This is a genomic window from Bacillus sp. G16 (genome assembly GCF_021282335.1).
Classification (GTDB): domain Bacteria; phylum Bacillota; class Bacilli; order Bacillales; family Bacillaceae; genus Bacillus; species Bacillus inaquosorum.
The window spans coordinates 339,569-359,368 of the sequence record NZ_JAJSOZ010000003.1 but is presented as its reverse complement, the minus strand read 5'-3'; the positions used below and the strand labels follow the sequence as shown (position 1 = coordinate 359,368).

General features: G+C 37.9%; 18 protein-coding genes and 8 pseudogenes. 4 read left to right on the top strand and 22 right to left on the bottom strand.

The features are described 5' to 3' along the window. Positions 1 to 16: 16 nt before the first annotated feature. On the bottom strand, positions 17 to 1,408 hold the full coding sequence (locus tag LWH95_RS05495) for an MFS transporter (RefSeq protein WP_148981807.1): 1,392 nt from the start codon (positions 1,406 to 1,408) through the stop codon (positions 17 to 19). Between the two features lie 508 nt (positions 1,409 to 1,916). Here LWH95_RS05495 and LWH95_RS05490 point away from each other — a divergent pair. Then, a pseudogene (locus tag LWH95_RS05490) lies at positions 1,917 to 2,159 on the top strand (thermonuclease family protein); the annotation flags it as partial. A 257-nt stretch (positions 2,160 to 2,416) separates the two neighbouring features. On the opposite strand, the gene LWH95_RS05485 reads toward LWH95_RS05490, so the two are convergent. From LWH95_RS05485 to LWH95_RS05440, 10 genes and pseudogenes are all read right to left on the bottom strand, one after another. After that, positions 2,417 to 2,947, bottom strand: a complete 531-nt coding sequence (locus LWH95_RS05485) for a GNAT family N-acetyltransferase (protein ID WP_148981806.1) — start codon at positions 2,945 to 2,947, stop codon at positions 2,417 to 2,419. A gap of 728 nt (positions 2,948 to 3,675) precedes the next feature. Beyond that, on the bottom strand, positions 3,676 to 4,326 hold the full coding sequence (gene catA / locus LWH95_RS05480; protein WP_232919107.1) for a type A chloramphenicol O-acetyltransferase: 651 nt from the start codon (positions 4,324 to 4,326) through the stop codon (positions 3,676 to 3,678). Between the two features lie 210 nt (positions 4,327 to 4,536). After that, positions 4,537 to 4,788: pseudogene (locus LWH95_RS05475) on the bottom strand (Y-family DNA polymerase); the annotation flags it as partial. Between the two features lies 1 nt (position 4,789). Next, positions 4,790 to 5,073, bottom strand: a pseudogene (locus tag LWH95_RS05470) (YolD-like family protein). A 157-nt stretch (positions 5,074 to 5,230) separates the two neighbouring features. Beyond that, positions 5,231 to 5,395: a hypothetical protein gene (locus tag LWH95_RS05465; RefSeq protein ID WP_088110868.1), complete on the bottom strand. Its 165-nt coding sequence runs from the start codon at positions 5,393 to 5,395 to the stop codon at positions 5,231 to 5,233. Positions 5,396 to 5,675: 280 nt separating this feature from the next. Then, positions 5,676 to 6,140 carry a hypothetical protein gene (locus LWH95_RS05460; protein ID WP_148981803.1) on the bottom strand — a complete coding sequence of 155 codons (465 nt, stop codon included), beginning with the start codon at positions 6,138 to 6,140 and terminating at the stop codon, positions 5,676 to 5,678. 85 nt (positions 6,141 to 6,225) lie between these two features. Beyond that, positions 6,226 to 6,537 carry a hypothetical protein gene (locus LWH95_RS05455; protein ID WP_232919115.1) on the bottom strand — a complete coding sequence of 104 codons (312 nt, stop codon included), beginning with the start codon at positions 6,535 to 6,537 and terminating at the stop codon, positions 6,226 to 6,228. 16 nt (positions 6,538 to 6,553) lie between these two features. Further along, on the bottom strand, positions 6,554 to 6,685 hold the full coding sequence (locus LWH95_RS05450) for a hypothetical protein (protein WP_088110870.1): 132 nt from the start codon (positions 6,683 to 6,685) through the stop codon (positions 6,554 to 6,556). Between the two features lie 11 nt (positions 6,686 to 6,696). After that, positions 6,697 to 6,904, bottom strand: a pseudogene (locus LWH95_RS05445) (hypothetical protein). 3 nt (positions 6,905 to 6,907) lie between these two features. Continuing rightward, positions 6,908 to 7,160, bottom strand: a pseudogene (locus LWH95_RS05440) (hypothetical protein). Between the two features lie 58 nt (positions 7,161 to 7,218). Between LWH95_RS05440 and LWH95_RS05435 the strand changes: the two are divergent. Then, positions 7,219 to 7,314, top strand: a pseudogene (locus tag LWH95_RS05435) (hypothetical protein); the annotation flags it as partial. Between the two features lie 144 nt (positions 7,315 to 7,458). Continuing rightward, on the top strand, positions 7,459 to 7,812 hold the full coding sequence (locus tag LWH95_RS05430) for a winged helix-turn-helix transcriptional regulator (protein ID WP_060398675.1): 354 nt from the start codon (positions 7,459 to 7,461) through the stop codon (positions 7,810 to 7,812). Positions 7,813 to 7,899: 87 nt separating this feature from the next. Here LWH95_RS05430 and LWH95_RS05425 read toward each other — a convergent pair whose 3' ends face one another. Together LWH95_RS05425 and LWH95_RS05420 are read right to left on the bottom strand one after the other, a co-directional pair. Then, positions 7,900 to 8,430, bottom strand: coding sequence for an NAD(P)H-dependent oxidoreductase (locus LWH95_RS05425; RefSeq protein WP_060398674.1), 531 nt, complete (start codon positions 8,428 to 8,430; stop codon positions 7,900 to 7,902). Positions 8,431 to 8,969: 539 nt separating this feature from the next. Next, positions 8,970 to 9,311, bottom strand: a pseudogene (locus LWH95_RS05420) (hypothetical protein). A 72-nt stretch (positions 9,312 to 9,383) separates the two neighbouring features. Between LWH95_RS05420 and LWH95_RS05415 the strand changes: the two are divergent. Beyond that, positions 9,384 to 9,617: a hypothetical protein gene (locus tag LWH95_RS05415; RefSeq protein WP_080429009.1), complete on the top strand. Its 234-nt coding sequence runs from the start codon at positions 9,384 to 9,386 to the stop codon at positions 9,615 to 9,617. 38 nt (positions 9,618 to 9,655) lie between these two features. On the opposite strand, the gene LWH95_RS05410 is transcribed toward LWH95_RS05415, so the two are convergent. From LWH95_RS05410 to spoVK, 9 genes and pseudogenes are all read right to left on the bottom strand, one after another. Beyond that, entirely contained in the window at positions 9,656 to 10,177 is a 522-nt protein-coding gene (locus tag LWH95_RS05410; RefSeq protein ID WP_060398673.1) for a hypothetical protein, read from the bottom strand. A 219-nt stretch (positions 10,178 to 10,396) separates the two neighbouring features. Then, positions 10,397 to 10,498: pseudogene (locus LWH95_RS05405) on the bottom strand (YolD-like family protein); the annotation flags it as partial. 331 nt (positions 10,499 to 10,829) lie between these two features. Next, complete coding sequence (locus LWH95_RS05400) at positions 10,830 to 12,119, bottom strand: Na+/H+ antiporter NhaC family protein (RefSeq protein ID WP_232919106.1); 1,290 nt, start codon at positions 12,117 to 12,119, stop codon at positions 10,830 to 10,832. 486 nt (positions 12,120 to 12,605) lie between these two features. Further along, a complete protein-coding gene (locus LWH95_RS05395) occupies positions 12,606 to 12,962 on the bottom strand; it encodes a hypothetical protein (protein WP_060398671.1) in 357 nt (118 codons plus the stop codon). A 686-nt stretch (positions 12,963 to 13,648) separates the two neighbouring features. Further along, positions 13,649 to 14,983 (bottom strand): type I glutamate--ammonia ligase, encoded by a 1,335-nt coding sequence (glnA, locus tag LWH95_RS05390; RefSeq protein WP_003238339.1) that lies wholly within the window; start codon positions 14,981 to 14,983, stop codon positions 13,649 to 13,651. 57 nt (positions 14,984 to 15,040) lie between these two features. Beyond that, positions 15,041 to 15,448, bottom strand: a complete 408-nt coding sequence (gene glnR / locus LWH95_RS05385) for a transcriptional repressor GlnR (RefSeq protein WP_003238341.1) — start codon at positions 15,446 to 15,448, stop codon at positions 15,041 to 15,043. 109 nt (positions 15,449 to 15,557) lie between these two features. Further along, complete coding sequence (locus LWH95_RS05380; protein WP_003238343.1) at positions 15,558 to 16,823, bottom strand: methionine gamma-lyase family protein; 1,266 nt, start codon at positions 16,821 to 16,823, stop codon at positions 15,558 to 15,560. A 17-nt stretch (positions 16,824 to 16,840) separates the two neighbouring features. Continuing rightward, a complete protein-coding gene (gene hflX / locus LWH95_RS05375) occupies positions 16,841 to 18,103 on the bottom strand; it encodes a GTPase HflX (RefSeq protein ID WP_148981799.1) in 1,263 nt (420 codons plus the stop codon). 132 nt (positions 18,104 to 18,235) lie between these two features. After that, positions 18,236 to 19,204, bottom strand: coding sequence for a stage V sporulation protein K (gene spoVK / locus LWH95_RS05370; protein ID WP_019258474.1), 969 nt, complete (start codon positions 19,202 to 19,204; stop codon positions 18,236 to 18,238). Positions 19,205 to 19,800 lie beyond the last annotated feature (596 nt).

The window sequence follows — 19,800 nt, the reverse complement described above, 5'->3', positions numbered from 1 at the left end:
TTTGACTCATCATTTTTCAAGCCTTGAAATCATCAATATGATCCAAATAAACTTTGTCTCTATTCTCTAATTCTCGAACCATGTTTTTATATTTTTTCTCATCTAAATTATAGAAATTAATATCGATCATGGCTAAAACAAGCAAAATCGCGGGAATAACGGTTGCTGTAATTAAAATTCCCGTTAATGCCTCGGGAGTTTGTGCCTGATTTGCCATATATCCAAATTTATCTAGAACCAGCCCTGGTACAATCCCTCCCAAGGCCATGCCAAACTTAAAGAAAAATCCAATAACAGCATATATGAGCCCGCCCATTCTTTTCCCAGTCCTATATTCTCCATATTCTATTGTTTCAGGGATGAGCGCCCACATATATCCACCGGCAGTGAGACTTCCAGCAGCAGCAATTAATCGAAAGAAGAGAATGAGGTATATATGACTTGAAGGAACAAACAGCAAAGCTAAGAGACCGATAATATTCAGTAATAACGCATAGTTAAGTAATTTCTTCTTCCCCAATAATTGATGAAGCCTTGGAATAAACGGTAAAATAACCAAAGCAGGCAAACTTCCTATCAATCCGTACCACTTCACTAAATCCTCTCTTCCTAAGTTATACGTCACGTAATAGATGCCAACCGAATTGCTGATTGAATTCACACCAAAAATAATAATAAAGAAAATGCTCAATACAACAAGCGGACGATTAACACGAAACTGCTCAAATATATCCGATAATTTAATTTTCTCTTCAGACTTTTGAAGAGCGACACGCTCTTTTGTACTTTTAAAACAAAAGATTAACAGGCATCCGCCTATTATTCCCAAAATACCCATGGTTAGCTGCCAGCCAAGAGATTCATTGCCGGAAGTATCGCTTAAATAAGCAGCCAGTAAAGGAACAAAAAATGCAACGACAAGTCCCCCAAGATTCGCAAATAACATACGAACAGATGTTATACTAACCACTTCTTGATTATTTCTAGTCATGGCAGAAGTTAACGCGCCATACGGAACGTTTATCGCTGTGTATGTAAGCGACAAGCCAACATAGGTCATATAGGCATATATTAATTTCCCCATATCCGAAAAATCTGGGGTTGTAAAACAAAGTATTGCCAGTACTGCAAATGGAAACGCTCCGAATAAAAGATACGGTCTAAAGCGTCCAAATCTGCTATTCGTTCTGTCTACTATTGTTCCAATAAAAGGATCGGCGAGAGCGTCAATTATTCTAACCACTAAGAACATCGTACCGGCTGTTGACGCCGATAAACCAAATACATCTGTATAGAAGAACAAAAGATAAGTAGACACCGTTGCATAAATTAAATTACACGCAAAATCTCCAGACGCATATCCAACTTTTTCAACCATGCTAATCTTCTTTACATTTTCACTGAGCATGATTTCTCCCCTTTTCGATCCTTTAATAAGGAACAGTATGAAATGGTATAATAATTTCTCGAATTTATGGGCAGTAAACGTTTTATAAAGCGCTTTCAAAAGAGCCCAAAAAAATTATAGTGATCTACTTTCCCAGAGCATTTTCATCATCTAAATAGTGATCAGCAAGCAGGAAATTTATTTTTTTCTATACCCGGCAAAGGATAAAAACCTCATTCTTTCGTTCTTTATATTGTTTAGCTCCATTAAATCGATCCTCTTATCCCCCTTCCATCCACATATAGCAAGAACCATATCTTATGGACAATTAAAGTTCGGCTCATTAGTTTGTTGATCAAACAAACTAACTTGAGTTAATATTATAAAATACTGTCGGCTTTTTCAACGTTTTTTTCAGAAAATTTAACCTGATCTGAGATAAATATTGGTTTTATCTTCTTTTTGTATATTCAGTTTTCAACTATTTAAGAAATGTCGCGTATCAATTAATGACGCTGGGTCCTTTTTTGATACAGTTCGCTACTTACTGTAAACACTCCAAAAGCTAAAAAACAGATCTCCTATGTAACCATGTGACGAAAATGCATCTAAACGAAATATAGAATTGGTTAAAAGCGGTAAGCTTCAATTAGAGTTTGATACAGGTGATTGCAGAGATCAGTATGGAAGGCTGTTGGCTTAGGTTTATGTTGATGGCAAGTCTGTTCATGAAACACTTTTGAAAGACGGATTGGCCAGAGTAGCTTATATGTCTGCAACTTTAAAAATTGAGTAATACTTCTACCGCAGCGTTAACTGGAAAAACAGAAACGTTTGCAAATTGCTTTGAGTGAAACCCGAATGGAGTACCTAGTTCCCACCCTGCTTACCAATCTTAAATGGACAGAGATCATGACAACTTTGCCTGTGAAAGATAATTGAAAGCTTGCGGCTTTCTTTTATTCTTTAAACCAAAAAGACGCTCAGTAAGATTTTCGGGGATAGCCTCTTTAAACAACCATCTAGATTTTACACTGAAAAAGCTTTTGAATAATGAACGACACCTTTTACATTTTCGAGAGAATCCTTTGATAACTCTAAAGCCATAAATACTTCGTCAGGCACCTCAAATGGGGCTTTGATATTCCATAAACTAGCTGGCTTAAAACCAAACTTTGGATAATAATCTTTATGCCCTAAAACAATGGCTGAACGATAACCAAGCTCTTTTGCTTTTTTTAAAGCAACATGAATTAATTGACTCCCGATTCCTTTTCTCTGATACTCAGGTGCAACAGAAACCGGAGCAAGCGCTAAGGAATCAACAGCATTATCACCATCCACGATCTTTATTTTAGATAAAAGAATATGCCCGACGATCTCTTTTCCATTTAAAGCAACTAATGAAAGCTCAGGAATAAATGCATCTGATTTTCTAATCTTATTTACAAGGAAGTGCTCTTTCTTGTCGCTATATTTTTCATTTAAAAAAGCTCTTTTAACAATGTCTTCAGTCGTATTATATTCATGAGTGAGTTCTTGTCTAATGAAAAATTCCATTTTTTAGTCTCCTATTCTTTTTGTTAGTTTACTTTATTCTATAATAGGCACTTCCCTAATGAATAGTTATATCACATTATTTGACCTCTGGATTACCCCTGTCAAATCTCATAATAAACTCTTCCGATCAACCCAGCTGAAGTTTATTATCACATGAAACAAACCCATTTATCAATGCACTATGCTGAAGCAGCTAAACATTTATAAAGACCAAAAAACTCACTCCGTTCGCCGCATACAATGTGCATTTGTTGCAGTTCCGCATCTTCAAAGAGCCTTAAACGATTCAAAGTCCATAAACAAGCAGAAACTAATTGGTGCATCATTATATAATTTAGAGAACTGTTATTATAGTATGAAAGAGTATGACAAAGATGGTACGAAAAAGATAAAAGCGACCTTCTCCCTCACACGTTATTTACATTGACACAGATTTACTTCAAGATGAAGGATATTAACAAAGCCTTGATTCTTTACAAAAAAGGAATCGAAAAAGCTAGAGCCTTTAATGATGATGTTTTGATTGCTGAGTTTAATTATTTAAAAGCTTCATATATCGACTCTATAGATAAACGCACAGTTTTCCAAACTTTTTCCTGCACTTAAAGATAATGTTATGTATCCAGATTTAGATGAATTAAAAAAGCTTGTCGATGGAGCCACTTTTTGTGACTTTGTCAACAAGCTGAAAGAGGCCTATATCAGGCCTCTTTTTTTATCACACGATTTCACTGCACAAGCCATTCCCTGCATGAATCAGTCAGTTTTTGCAATTCATTGATAAAAACACCTGCATGGTAACCATCACATACTGCATGATGACATTGCAGTGCTACAGGCAAGTATGTCTCTTTTCCATCTGAAAAGAATTTCCCGTTTGTTATGATAGGGAGCAAATGGTCGCTGTTCGCCAGGTTTAGATGAAAGCTCGTAAAGTCAACCCATGGAATTGAGGAAACGGAAAACGTGTTGGCAGGAATATTCTCTTTTGCCCATAATCCTTTTTTGTCTCCAAACCTCTCGATGTCCCCCACATAGTTTTGATAAAACCGTGGAAAATCATGTGAATATTCCGACCATAAGGCGGAAAAGGTCTGATCCTCCTGATGAAAAATCGTATAGCACGGATTCATCTGTTGCCAACATCCCAACTGCCCGTCATGAAATGCCGTTCTGAATTCAGGGTGGGCGTTCACTATTCTCGACACCATATAAATAAAAGCAGGATAGAACTTGACTTTCTTGTCTCTCAGTTTGTTCAGCAGCCCGGTCACATTGATGTTAGCCGTTATGCTGTATGAACATTTCCCCGCCTTCATGTAATGTTCAAAATAAGGTTTTCTATGCCATTGCTCAAGTTCAATTCTTTGAAAATTCATGTTTAGCCTCCTAAAATAATGGAATTTTTATTTTAGGAGGGATGATCCACTGATTTCACCAACATTCACACCTCATGTCATCTATCTTCCATTACAATAACATGTAACGGCTTTTCGGAGCAAACGAAGGAAAACTCCTTTGTCATCTTGCTCAACAGACCCGTTAAGGTCTGCTTATTTCTTGCAAATTCTGATGAAAAGCTTCATTTACGGATTTACAATGTGTATTCTTGGATCTTCAAGTATCTCAAATAGTCTCGACCCTGTTTTAATTCCAAAATCTTTTTTATGCGCAGGAGATGCAGCTAATACCTCACTTTCCTGTCTCTCCGTATTCCCTACAACAGCAAGATAACTTGTTAAGGGATTAAGCCCCATTGTTACAGCCGAAACAGAAGCATAAAAGGATTTCATATCGACACAAAGTATATTCTTACGTGGAAATTGTGAGTAATCAATCATTTTATGTAACTCCTATGATGTCATTCATGTTGATATAGACTGTATTGTCGTTCTGATCTTTAACCGAAGCTTTTGTTGCTCAAAGTTAATGTAACGTACTCTGCCGGCGACATTTTCAACGAACCCGTTGTTAAAAAGCTTTAATACCAGTTCTTTATTAAATTCAAGTGCTTAAGAAACAAGAATATCCATCTCTTCAATTTGTTGAGCGTCTAAGGTTGGCTTTTCAATTTTTGATACATCAAGTAAGTCTTGTTTAAGCTGTGTTAAGTGTTCTGGTAGCATCATTGATGTCCATTTGATTGTCCCTCGATCTCTAAGCAATTTGACTCACTTGAATGGGTTTGGCTGAATTGGGCCATTTTATCGGCAATGGTTTGAAAAACTTTCATAAATCCTGAAGGTCAATTTTATAATTTTCACTTTAAAAGGATTCTTTTATCTAAAAAGCCTTGAATACCGAATTAAAGAAAAACATCAAGATAATGATGGCTAGTACAACAACAATCTCAAAAGTATGTGAACTGCCATCTTCTTTTTCTCGTTCTGTCTTCTCCCTCATTTGTTCCCTATATTTTCTTTGAATTTCATCCTTTTTCTTATCCATCTTACTCGACCCCTGTCAAAATAAAGTAAAGCCAAGCAGTTCTGAATTATTTTTATTCCTTCCTTACTTTTAACTTAATTTTATCCATTATTATCAAATGGTTTTTCGTGGTTCTGTACCAACCCTGAAAATAAGCAACTATATCAATCATTACCTTCTCTGCTTGCCCTTTTATCCATTAAGCAGTAAAGCTTTCTTTACTGCTTAATGGATATCCTATCTACTCCTAGGAAATAAAACTCTGATCCATTTGGTCATCTTTTATCTTAATTTTTGTCAATTATTTTTGTGAAAGGTAATTAAAATCACGGTTGCTAATGTTGTTAAGATTGATGTCTTTGCTTACCTCTTGTACATACGGTGTAATGAAATCCACAATAGGTGTCATATCAAAAGGAAAATCAAAGTCCAACAACTCAGAATTTGATTTATATATCTGTTCTTTAATAAAGAAGCGGCAATCTGGTTTCATGTTTAACAAACCATCTATAAAAGAAAAGGTATCAGCTGTAAAATCTTCAAGATATCTTTCTTCAGTGAATGCAATGACCTGAATAAAGTTCGAGGAACCCTCGTATTCATTTTCATCCTCTATACCAATTAAAACTGGATTATCACACAACTTTCCTTTTCTTTTTGAATCAACAATTAAAATATAGCCATAGATGTTTGAAGTTTCTTTTTGTATGACCTGAAAAAACTCGACTTCATTTGTTCTAAGCAGCCTGTAAAATTTTAAATCCATATAAACCTCACTCTGAATAAAATGATTATTTTATTACTATTATACTACAATTTTCCATGGTCACACTAAACAAAAAGCAGTCTATTCAGATCTGCTCCTTGGTGTTTTCTTCTTTTAACTTTTTGTTTAGCTTGAATCCAATTAAAACATTGACAATCGCAGCCGGAAAATATAAAATTCCTGCACCCATTATTCCTAACGCAGTACTTGAGTTCACTATAAATGCCTGCATTTCTATGTTTCTTGACTTCAAGCTAAGTAATACTAGGATACCAGCTAAAACCCCTATAAGCCGTGCAATACCTGGAATAAAGAAATCTGTTAGGACTCCAAATAATTGCCCAATCGTTGATAGCACAATTCCGAAAAAGCTGGATAATAAAACTAACTTTTTAATGGCATTTCACCCCTTTTCAAAGCCGCTTCCATTCCACATGCTCTAACCGCTTTTGATATAGGTCTTCAAGTATAGCAGCCCACTCTACAAACCCTTCAGCTACTATGCTTTTCAATTCATCATTCTCTTTCCATTCAATCCAATACATCTGAATACCCCTTACCGTGTCACCACTTGAGTTTCCCTTACCTCACATTACACTTAGTTTTAAGCTCACTTGCAACTTCAATGACCTCTAACATTGTTTGCATTTTAGAAGCGCCGTGAATGTCTTTGGATGTCAAATAACCGCTCTCATCTAACATGAATGCTTTGAAGTATTCCTTGTTTTCAAACTGCAGTACATAAAGTAATGAAGTAAAGGCATAAATCAACCTCTTTTAAATAATTTTGTAATCCTAATTATTAATGGCAGCAGACCGATTAACATGAAGAAGACTAATACATTAAGCTTATTTTTGAAGAACAGATTGGCCAAATTCCTTTCCATGCCTACTGATGTTTCTTTATCCATCAGTTCTTTAAACTCTTCATCATAGTCCTGGTCAACAAAAATAAACTTAATGCCAGTCAACAATCCCACTCCAAGCCAGATAATAAAAAAAATAAGCTAATCCAATCATTGTTTCCCTCCCTATATCGAACGGAATTTGGTATTCTTGAATATGTTGAATAAATTATGTGGGTGATCTTGCGGAAGAAAAATATGAAACAAATGGGTATGACACTTCAATCGTTTATGATTACAAGGAGTATCCAGACGCCCGCTTATCAAGACCTAAATCGCAAAATAAAGGTTGATACATATTATAGATGACTAATATGTATCAACCTTTTACTTTACATCCTTAGCAATAAGTTTGCATAATAATCTGTAAAGGATGCCTATTTCATATACTTACTTAAAGGAGAGTGTTACTTGTGCGTAAAACCTGTGTTCCGACTGGCGTTGAACTAAAAGACACTGGCTTTGGATATACGTTGTCATTAATAAGTGGTAAATATAAAATGATCATTATATATTGGCTATCTGAAAATAAGGTTATGCGGCATAATGAGCTGAAGCGAAGTATCGGTACCATTTCCTTTAAAACGCTAAGCATCATGTTAAAAGAGCTGGAGGCGGAGGGCCTTATCTTACGCAAGGAATTTCCCCAAATACCTCCAAAAGTTGAATATTCATTATCTGACCGTGGTCTTTCTCTCGTTCCATTGTTAAATATGATGTGCGAATGGGGAGAGAAAAATCGTTTGCCATCTCTAAAGAATGTGTAGCGGTAGTCATATCTATCCTGTTTAAATCAAAAGAAGTATCTCTTCAACAAAAATACTTCTTTTTTATAACTTTAATAAATCTTCCTATTACAGATTGTCAACAAAATTCAAATAATCCTGAGCGCTTTTTTCTACTTTGCTTGTACCCGGCTCACTTTCTGCACCATAAAACGCAAAAAATGAATGATAATCTGCATTGCAATACAGGAATGTCATTTCAAATGGAACTAATATTTGTTCAAGTGTATGCCGATATCTTCTGTTTTCATTATAGTCTTCTTTTTGGATTCCGGCAGATACACTTAAAGCAACTCTACGATTCTTTAATTTATCTCCTCCATTAGAACCATAAGCCCAACCATAAGCTAAAACATCGTCAAACCATTTTTTTAGGAGAGGCGGACAATTAAACCAATATATAGGGAACTGGAAAACAAGATTACCATGTGATTCAACTAATTTTTGTTCTTTTTCCACGTCAATGTTTCCATCAGGGTAAACCTTAGACAATTCATGAACAGTATACTTTTCCGGATACTTTTTCAGTTCTTCTATCCATCGCTTATTAATGACGGATGTTTCTATGCTGGGATGTGTTACGATAACAAGAGTTTTCAAAGATTTGTCCTCCTTAATTATTATTTATATCTTGATAATAAAGTGCAGACTGTAAATATGTAAGTATGCACTTTTAGTTCAGGTACTTACATAAAGGTGAGTGTTAATCAGTGATAAAAGTTTTCTATAAGGGGGACTGGCGAATCTAATACCCGCAAAGTAGAATAGCTGCATTCTCGAAATTAATCTTTCTCCCGTTCAAAAATTTTGTTCAATATAAAACAGCTGACATTTCTTAATAATTATGAAGAGATCACCTCAAGCTAAACTTGGGTGATCTTTTTTTCTTCCCTTTAAAGCATTGCTTTCTTTTTTAGTCTTTTTGTTATGCTGAGTCAGCATGGGTAACGTCTTTTATAGATGACACTTTAATCTCTCCATTCTGTGTGAAATTGTTGTTTTTTAATTAGATGCCATAACAAAAAAAGCGTCCTAACTTTAGCTGCCGGTACGCTTTCTTTCTTAATATATGAACATATACGACATTCCAGAGTTATTTGGATTTTCAAACTATATTTTCTGAAGTGGCTGACCCTTTCTTAAAATAAGCTTCTAACTGATAAATGTGTGCATTCAACAATCTCACTCCACAACCACATAGCCTTTGTTTGCAATGTAAAGCCGTCAGGCAGCTTCTTCATTTACATTAACATTGAACCTCTTGCCGGTTGTTTTATGTACAATAGCCAGTTCTTCTCCATTAAAGAATCATACAATAAACAAATAAGGATCATTTTTAAAAAGCTCATACAGCACGTTCGCATATTGGCGTTCTTGTCTGTAAGTAATTCAAAATTAATCAACCGTATGTATAAGTCTTTGTCTGATAAATTTAATTTGTTTCTAAAGTAATTAATTGCTTCATCTTGTTCTTTAGGCATTTTTCCAATCTCCTATTTGTATAATGTTTTAATACACACTATATTGGGTAAAAATTTGTAGAGGTGATTTCTTTGAATAATGATCATAAAGTTACTCATTACTCTTCATTTATTTTTTCAACAATCATGGTATTGCTGGTTGCCATCTTTCCACAGTACACTTCTTGGTTTGTAGCAGTTTTCTTCTTGGGTTTTGCACTTATCTATACATTCCAAAAACATAGAACAAGTTCATCAAAAGCACTTTCTTATATTTCGTATTTTTTATTCATCGTTTCATTGACTTACACTTTAGTTAATATGTAATAATAATCCTCCACTGTGGGAGGATTTTTTGTTTAAACTTATTTCTCAGCAGCTTTTGGGCCACCTGTATCTGTAATGATAAAGCTATCTGATCCAATTTTTTTCTTACGATCTTTGTCTTCATAAATTGTAACATTGTGGCGTGTCATTAGTGTCGCCCCGGCCATTTTAAACTCTTTACGATCTTTAAAATAAACAACAGGATACTCGCCTAAGATAATCATATTTGCTAATCCAGCTAAATACGACGACCATCCACCTGAAGGAAGGTTTAATGCAAATCCTAGAGTCTGAACAACTGCAGCTAAAGAATATTTTTCAAACTTTGTGCTTCCATACTCAGTTCCTGCTGATTCCCAGTCATCAGCAGCTGCTTTAATGTTTTGACTGTTAAACACTGAGGCTGTTTTAAGTACATTAACTGGTTGATTAACACTTAATGTATTTGTATGGTTCTTTCTGGCTTCTTCTTTAGCTTCCGCCCCAGCCGCAAAAGGTGAAAACAGCCCACCAATCACCAATGTTCCAACAATACCTACCTTACAGATTGTAGAGTTCAAGGTTATCCTCCTCCAAATGTAAAATTGTGTACATTCGGCTATTACCCCATATTTATCCATTTAAACTATAATATGAATTTTTCATTTTGACTTTTTAGACAAATTCTAGGTTACTTTAAGACTTCTTCAACCGTATAAATCATAACATCAGATTAAATTTCTTTTAATTCCTCTGACTAAATGAAAAATTATTTTCAACTAATTTGTGCTAGTTGTTCACTCTTTAATTTTTGATACATCAAGTAAGTCTTGTTTAAGCTGTGTTAAGTGTTCTGGGAGCATCATTAATGTCCATTTGATTGTCCCTTGATCTCTAAGCAATTTGGCTTACTCCTTTATTCAATTCAAATCAAAACGATTGTTCGATGCAATATTGGTAATGCTATTCCATATCTCGAGTGATCCTTACTTAAAACAATCTACATGTCTCCAAATAAAGAAACCTCTAAAAATTCGAAGACACAAAAAATAACAAGGGTATCAAAACCCTTGTTATTTTTTCATACGGTCGCACCCACTAGGCCCTCAACATAATAAATTATGAAAGCTTGTTTTCATTACACTCTCTATCTTCCTTTTTCATCATTTCTATATGTTTTTACGAATTATGGTTTAAAAAAGAAAAAGGTACCGTTTGGTACCTTTTTTATCTTTATTTCGTATTTCTTGTGAATTTTGGTAGTCCGAATACAATTGCTATGATGCCGCAGATCCCGATTAAAACAGGATAGAAAGAGTAATGCAAGATGCTGACAGGTGAAATATTTCCAAACTTCCCAGCCGATAACATCTGCGCGCCATAAGGAATTAAGCCTTGTATCACGCAGGAAAAGATATCTAAGATACTTGCCGACTTTCTATTGTCGATTTTAAATTCATCAGAAATATTTTTGGCAATCGGCCCGGCTGCAATAATAGCAATCGTATTATTGGCAGTAGCTAGGTTAGTAACACTGACCAATCCGGCAATACCGGCTTCAGCACCTTTTTTCGAATGGATTCTTTTAGAAATGAATCCCAGTAAAAAGTCAATCCCTCCGTTTTGTTTCATGACGCCGACCATTCCGCCAATTAACATTGAGAGGATGATAAGATCAGACATTCCGGCAATTCCATCCGTAATTGCTTTAAAATAAGACTCAAACGTCAAGCTGCCGCTTGCAACCCCTATAATTCCTGTTAAGATCAATCCGCCAAAAATGACAGCCACCACATTAAAACCAATTAATGCAAAGACTAACACGGCAACATAAGGAAGTACTTTAAACCAGCTGTAAGATTCAGCTCCGATATGTCCTACGTGTCCTGTCGGTATAAAAAATAATAAAATGACAGTTATGATAGCAGCAGGCAAAACGATCAAAAAATTCGTTTTAAATTTATCCATCATTTGTGTTTTTTGTGACCGTACTGCCGCGATGGTGGTGTCCGAAATAAAAGAAAGATTATCTCCAAACATAGCTCCGCCGACAACAGCTGCAATAGCGATTGCAGTGGACAAGCCAAGTTCTCCGCTCAAACCGGCGCTAATTGGAGCAACTGCCGCAATCGTCCCCATTGATGTTCCCATCGAAACAGAAATAAAACAAGCAATGATAAAAAGCCCTGGCAGTATAAACTGCTGCGGAATAATGCTCAAAGCAAGGTTGACGGTTGAGTGTACCGCTCCCATCGCCTCAGCTGCAGAAGCAAAAGCACCTGCTAATATAAAAATGATAACCATAATAATAATATCAGGATGTCCCGCACCGGAAGCAAACCATTCTATTTTTTGATTGAGCGATTGCTTCTGGTTAAATGAAAGCGCGAAAGCCGATGCTATAATTGCCGCAATCAATATTGGCAATTTATAGAAATCTCCAGTCAATACACCGGAGCCGACAAAAAGGCCTACAAATAAAACTAGTGGCAATAGCGCCCAAGGATTTCCATTTTGTTTCATCTAAGTAGCCACCTCTAATTTCAGTATCAAAGTCGTTAAACATAGTCTAAGCAACATTCCATACTTTAAAAGGCTACAGTAAAAAAGTCAAGCGGAAAAATAGTATAGTAATTATTAAATTAATAACAGAAAAGAAAAAAGGATTTTTCAAGGAGAGGAAAAAACACTCTCATCAACAGATTATTTGGAAAGTTCCTTATACAAATACACCTGTTTGATGAGGTGTGTTTAAGCGGGAATATCATTTTATTAAACTTTGGGAAGCTAGCAACATGCAACGATACAGGGCATAAAAACTGTTTTAGCTATTATCAATAATATAAAAAGGAAAGGATTCAACCCTTCCTCTTTATGCACCAACTCAACTTGCGGTCATAGCAATTGTTATTTAAAAAGCAATTTCAGAGAACATGAGAAGCATTTACAAGAAAATAACTTTCAATAAGTAAAAGCACCCAACTTAATAGTTGGGCGCTATTTTCATATTCAAATTGAGTTCTTGTAAGCACTAATTGCTTCGTTACGTAGTAACATGTTATCTTTGTTAACCATGCCTAAGTTGTAAGCTTTTTTAATAATATCTAATACCTGCGAATCCATTGCAGAAAGACTACCTCCACCATTTAATCTAGATTTCCAATAATCTAAAGACTTATTTAGGTCAAGTGAGCTTTTTTTATTCTCGGATTCAACTACCTCATTTTTCTCAAGTTTCTCACAGAATTCACTAAAGCCAATGGATGAAGGAGTTGGATTATTCCCTCCATACCCTTCTGTAGCCAAGCTGCAAAATGCTAAGAATTTCGGATCATAAATAAGATCACTTGAGTCTACATTTACCATCGATAACCACAATCCTTTCAGAGCTTTTTATAATCATAGAGCACCCTTTCCATCTTTACACATGTTAAATATCGACAATTGTTCGAATGTTTTAATGATTGAATAAAAAAGAACCTGCATTAATCATGTTCTTTCCCTAATTTACAAACTTTTGTTTTATGGATAAAACCATTATTTTATTGGGAATTTTGGATGTAGGTTCGAACAAGCAACAACCTTGGTATTGTGTTAGTCGTATCAGCATCCCTATCGTCAGCTAAAGCCAACAGTACAGATACTCAGTCATATGAATTTCAAACTTACAAAAAGTGAGATCCAGCAAACAGCTATTTAATTCAAAAGGGAGCTTCCATCAAACCTAGCGCATCTTTATGAGTTTCCAAAGAGTATAAGCACCAAAAGATAATAAACCAACACCTAGTAGAAGTGCTAAAATCAAACCACCAAAGAAATAAAATCCTCCCATGAATCTCACTCCTTTCAGTATCATTTTGCCATTGTAGAAGCAATCTTCTTGATTAACTCATGTCCGTACCTACTTTCTAAAGTTGTATTCGTTGGTGATGATGCCTTTTCAGAGTGACACTTCTGGTGTTTTGTGGGTGATACAAGATTATACCAATTTATTAAAATAGAAAACAGATAAAAAAATCCCCTGACACCAATAGTGCCAAGGGATTGAGAGATTAATACTGAGACATATACTGTTCGCGTTCCCAAGGGTGAACTTGTGTGCGGAACATATCCCATTCGATTTCTTTTGCTTCGATGAAGTGTTCGAATAGGTGCTCGCCTAGCGCTTTGACCATGACTTCGTTTGATTTGAACTCTTCTAGCGCTTCCGCAAGTGTTGCTGGAAGGTCAACGATTCCGTTTTCCATGCGCTCTTCTTTGCTCATCACATAGATGTTGCGGTCGATTGGAGCTGGCGCTTCCAGTTTGTTTTTGATTCCGTCTAAGCCTGCAGCAAGCAATACGCTTAGTGCAAGGTACGGGTTAGCAGCTGGATCTACGCTGCGTACTTCAACACGTGTGCTGATGCCGCGGGAAGCCGGGATACGGATAAGCGGGCTTCTGTTTTGCGCGCTCCATGCTACGTAGCAAGGTGCTTCATAGCCAGGAACAAGACGTTTGTAAGAGTTTACTGTCGGGTTTGTTACTGCTGTAAAGCTTGTTGCGTGCTTCACGATACCTGCAATGAAGTGTTTCGCTGTTTCACTTAACTGAAGATCTGCGTTTTCGTCATAGAATGAGTTAACGCCATCTTTGAAGAGTGATAGATTACAGTGCATACCGGAACCGTTCACACCGAACAACGGTTTTGGCATAAATGTCGCATGCAGGCCGTGTTTGCGGGCAATTGTTTTGACAACCAGTTTAAACGTTTGGATGTCGTCACAAGAGCGGACTGCACCAGCATATTTAAAGTCGATTTCATGCTGGCCAGGCGCTACTTCGTGGTGAGACGCTTCGATTTCAAAGCCCATCTCTTCAAGCTCAAGTACGATATCGCGGCGGCAGTTTTCTCCCAAGTCAGTTGGAGCCAAGTCGAAATATCCGCCTTTGTCGTTTAGTTCAAGCGTCGGCTCGCCTTTTTCGTCTAATTTGAATAAGAAGAATTCAGGCTCAGGCCCGAGGTTGAAATCACTGAAGCCTAGGTCTTCCATTTCTTTCAAAATCCGTTTTAAGTTGTTTCGCGGGTCACCTTCGAAAGGTGTGCCATCCGGATTGTAGATATCACAGATGAAACGTGCTACTTTACCTTTTTCAGCTGTCCATGGGAAGATAACAAATGTATTTAGATCTGGATACAGGTACATGTCTGACTCTTCGATGCGAACGAATCCTTCAATAGAAGAACCGTCAAACATGACTTTATTATCAAGCGCTTTTCCAAGCTGGCTTACAGGAATTTCAACATTCTTGATCGTTCCAAGAATGTCAGTAAATTGAAGACGGATATACTTGACGTTTTCTTCTTTTACTAATTTTACGATATCTTCTCTAGTGTACTTTGCCATTTCGTAAAACTCCTCCTCTAAAAGGTAAATGTATATAGCAAAACAGTTGCTAACGGATTAATGAAAGAAGCGGGACATGTCGCCTTGACGGAATGTATTCCCTCTTTGAAAACGGCCGGCTTGCATGAGCTCGTTTTTCAAGAGTTGTCTCAGCTCGTCATCGGACAGATCATGTTTCATTGGTTTTTTCGTCTTCTCGTTTTGTTTTTGCTCCGGCTCGGCTTCTGCTTTCGCCAGAATCTGTTTGATTCCTGCCATGTTTACACCTTGTTCTATCAGGTGCTTGATTTCTAACAGTTTATCTACATCATGAAATGAAAATAATCGTCTATTTCCTTCGCTTCTAGCTGGAAATATTAGTCCATTTTCCTCATAATATCGAATTTGTCTTGCTGATAATTCAGTTAACTGCATGACAATTCCTATTGGAAATAAAGGCATTGAGCGGCGAATATTATCACTCATCTCAATTTCCTCCTTTTCTTAACTTAGTTTCATTATAGGTGATGTTATATTTTGTGTCAATACGATGTAAGGATTCTTAACATGAAATTCAGTGAAATTTTTAAAAAATTTAAATTAATTGTTTTTCCATGAGTGAATCCACTGCACTGCATATGGCATTCTTCACATGCGAATAGGTTAATCCTCCCTGAACATACGCTACATACGGCGGGCGGATAGGGCCATCTGCTGATAATTCGATGCTTGCTCCCTGAATAAATGTGCCTGCTGCCATAATGACATCATCTTCATATCCCGGCATGTAGGCCGGATAAGGCGTCACGTGGGCATTGATCGGCGATGCAAATTGAATCGCCTGGCAAAAGGCAATCATCTTTTCTCTGTCAGAAAACTCAACGGATTGTATCAAATCTGTTCTTTTCGCATCCCATTTCGGGTTTGAAGTGAAGCCCAGTTTTTCAAGGAATCTCGCTGTAAACACCGCTCCTTTTAAACTCTGAGACACAACGTGAGGCGCCAAAAAGAAGCCTTGATACATTTCTTGGAGCGAGTAAAGAGATGCTCCTGCTTCTCTGCCGATGCCAGGTGACGTCATACGGTATGAGCAAGCTTCAATCCATTTCGCTTTTCCGACGAGATAGCCTCCTGTTTTCGCAAGACCGCCGCCGGGATTTTTAATGAGAGATCCCGCCATCAGATCGGCTCCGACATGGCAAGGCTCAAGCTCTTCCACAAATTCTCCGTAACAGTTGTCCACAAAGACGATCAGGTTTTCATTGATTTCTTTTACAAAACGGATCATTTCTTTTATTTCACTAATTAAGAAAGAAGGACGATTTGCATATCCTTTTGAGCGCTGAATGCCGATTACTTTCGTCTTCGGATTGATCGCTGCGGCGACTGCATCATAGTCTATTTTTCCGTCTTCTGTCAGATCAACCGCATTGTAGCCGATTTGAAAATCCTTTAATGATCCAGCGTTTTCTCCGCCTCTGACGCCCACAATTTCTTCTAGCGTATCATATGGCTTGCCGGTTATATAAAGGAGCTCGTCCCCCGGTCTGAGAACACCGAACAAAGCAATCGAGATGGCATGGGTGCCTGAGATAATTTGCGGCCTTACAAGCCCCGCTTCTCCGCCAAACACATCCGCATAAATGCTCTCAAGCGTGTCTCTTCCGATATCATCATAGCCGTATCCTGTAGACGGCGTGAAATGAGTGTCACTTACTTTATGTTTTCTATAGCTTTGAAGCACCCTCCATTCATTGCGCTCGCTGATTTCTTCTATTTGTTTATGAACGCCGGCAATGTCTGATTCCACTTCCATTGCCGTTTTTTTCAATAATTCTCCGTGTGTTAATGTGTCAAACATGTCTTTGAATTTCCTTCCTACATATACTTCTTTAATTCACCGATGATGCTTTGCTCTTCTTGCACATAGCCTGATATGTCGTACCGTTCATTTTCTTCATTAAAATAGAAGCGGTCAACCATCGTTTCCGATTTGATTCTCGAAAGGAGCTTACCTTCACTTGCCGGCACATGCGCTTCAAAAGATGTTAACAGCTCTTGGCGCAAATAGCGCTGAATCGCTTCTTTAAACGCTTCAGCGTCTTCCTCAAATTTCGCACTGACCATAATGTGATCCCTTCCGGCGGACGGTATAAAATCAGGCAGCTTTTGATCACGTTTATTGTAAGCTGTCAGCATCGGGATGTCATCTGCTTCAAGCTCTTCAAGCAAACGAAGCACCGTTTTTTCGTGTCCCACGTAATCCTCATTTGAGGAATCAATCAAATGAAGGATCAAATCCGCTTCCTTTACTTCCTCAAGCGTTGACCGAAATGCAGCAATCAGTGTCGTCGGAAGATCCTGAATAAATCCTACTGTATCTGACAGAAGCACGCTGTAGCCGCTTGGCAGGACCATTTTTCTGGTCATCGGATCCAGTGTGGCAAACAGAAGGTCTTCTTCATAGCTGTCAGCACTTGTCAGGCGGTTGAACCATGTTGATTTCCCTGCGTTTGTATATCCGACAAGCGCAATTTGAAGCACACCGTTTTTCTTTCTTCTTTCACGGTATCGGCTTCTATGGCGAATAACAGTTGAAAGCTGTGTGTTGATTTCATGAATGCGATTTCTGATATGGCGGCGGTCGGTTTCCAGTTTCGTTTCCCCGGGACCTCTCGCCCCAATTCCTCCGCCTTGCCGGGAGAGATTGATCCCTTGCCCCGTCAGGCGCGGAAGTGCATATTGCAGCTGAGCCAGTTCAATCTGAAGTTTGCCTTCTCGCGTTCTTGCCCGCTTTGCAAAAATATCTAATATCAATTGCGTACGGTCAATCATCTTCACTTCAATCGCTGTTGCCAACGACTTCAGCTGACTTGGAGACAGCTCATCATTAAAGATAAGGAGATCAGCCTCAAGCTCTTCCACCAGTGCCTTCAGCTCTTCTACCTTCCCTTTTCCTATATATGTAGCGGCGTCAGCCCTGTTCCGTTTTTGTGTGACGCTGGTCAATACTTTTCCGTCTGCTGTTTTTGTCAAAGATGCAAGCTCTTCCATAGAATTTTCAAAATGCTCATCCGTGATATGCGGCAGCTGACATCCGACTAAAATAGCTTTTTCCTGTCTTGTTTCCTGTTCGTTCAAATGGATGTTCCTTTCTTTTGCATATTGGGCAGTAGTATTATCATACCAAACCCTGCATGTGTATACCACAAATCGATTGCTTTGAAAAGCAAGAAATACAGCAAAAAACAGACCTCTCGAAAACTGAGAGGTCTATACAGAGCCAGACGCTTCTTCTTTAATGGAAAGATCTTGGCTTTTAATAGTCATCAAGTCGCTTTTTAAGTATTGATCGCCCATTAAAAGCCTCATGGCTTGCGCTCTGATCGATTTTTCGATCACATTTCTGACAAAACGGCCATTGCTGAATTTAATGGGACTTGTCGTGCTTTTAACTGTCATTAAGTAATCTTTTAATTTCCATTCCGCTTCTTGACTGAGCTGGTATTCCCTATCAGCGATCATGCGTTTCGCAATCTCCATGAGCTGGGTGACAGAATAATCCGGAAAATCAATGGAGATGGGAAACCTTGATTGGAGACCTGGATTTAATGAGAGAAAATGATCCATTTCCCGAGAATATCCGGCGAGTATCAAAATAAACTCATGCTGTTTGTCTTCCATATGCTTTACGAGTGTGTCGATCGCTTCTTTCCCAAAATCCTTTTCGCCGCCTCTTGCCAGCGAATAGGCTTCGTCTATAAACAAAATGCCGCCTAATGACTTTTTGATTAAATCTCTCGTCTTTTGGGCGGTGTGGCCGATATATTCCCCGACCAGATCAGCCCGCTCTGCTTCTATCAGATGGCCTTTTGACAGCACATTCATTTCAAAGAACAGCCTGCCGATCAGCCGTGCAACAGTTGTTTTTCCTGTTCCCGGGTTTCCTTTAAACATCATATGCAGCGCTTGCTTCCCCACCTTCAAGCCTTGCTCCGCGCGTTTTTGGTTCACAAAAATCCAAGCGTATATTTCCTTGATGTTGCGTTTCATTTCCTCCATCCCAACCAGTGCGCTCATCTCTTTTTCTATTTCCTTCAAAATGCCGTGCTTCGCTTCGTTTTTTTGCAAAGCGGCTTGATATTCCGCCTCAGCCTCAGCATTTGTCAGCACTTGTTTTTGCCCGTTCAGAATAATGTTGATCTGTCCGTTGTTTTTATAAGTCACAGCGCGCTCCAACATTTTCACCTCTCTGTTCTCTCTATATGATATTCAAGCGGATGCCGTTTGTGACAAACGCCTATCATGTGTCGAAACAATTGCTTTTTTCGGGAACGATAAGGAATCTTGCGCTTTCCCGAGAAATACTTTATTTCTTATTGTATTCACGGACATGGGGTGGACAAACCAAGAGATTTTATTTTTAATCATTTTGTCAGAACATTGAGCTATAAAAATGGTGATATTTCTTTGGATGTATCAACCTCTTTATCATTATTTTCCCAAGTATCAGCCGGAAGCATCGATATGAAATCCCTTATTCTTTCTATAACCTTGTTACGACACTTCACTTAACGAAGCCCGAGCGGAAGCTCCGACGATACCGTGTTCTTTTTTCATAACGTACCCCGGTTTGGCGTGCGGCTTTCGGTTTTGAACAGATCCAATCCAAGAATACGAGGCACTCACACGTCAGCATATGATTCGTAGTTAATTTGCCGACCTCATTCACCTAAGATACTGACACATTCTCTTTCTTCTATTTATAAAGAGATATCTTTAACGATTCGTTCCTTTCTTAGCATATGAAAGTACTCCGCTTGTAAATTTACGTTCCA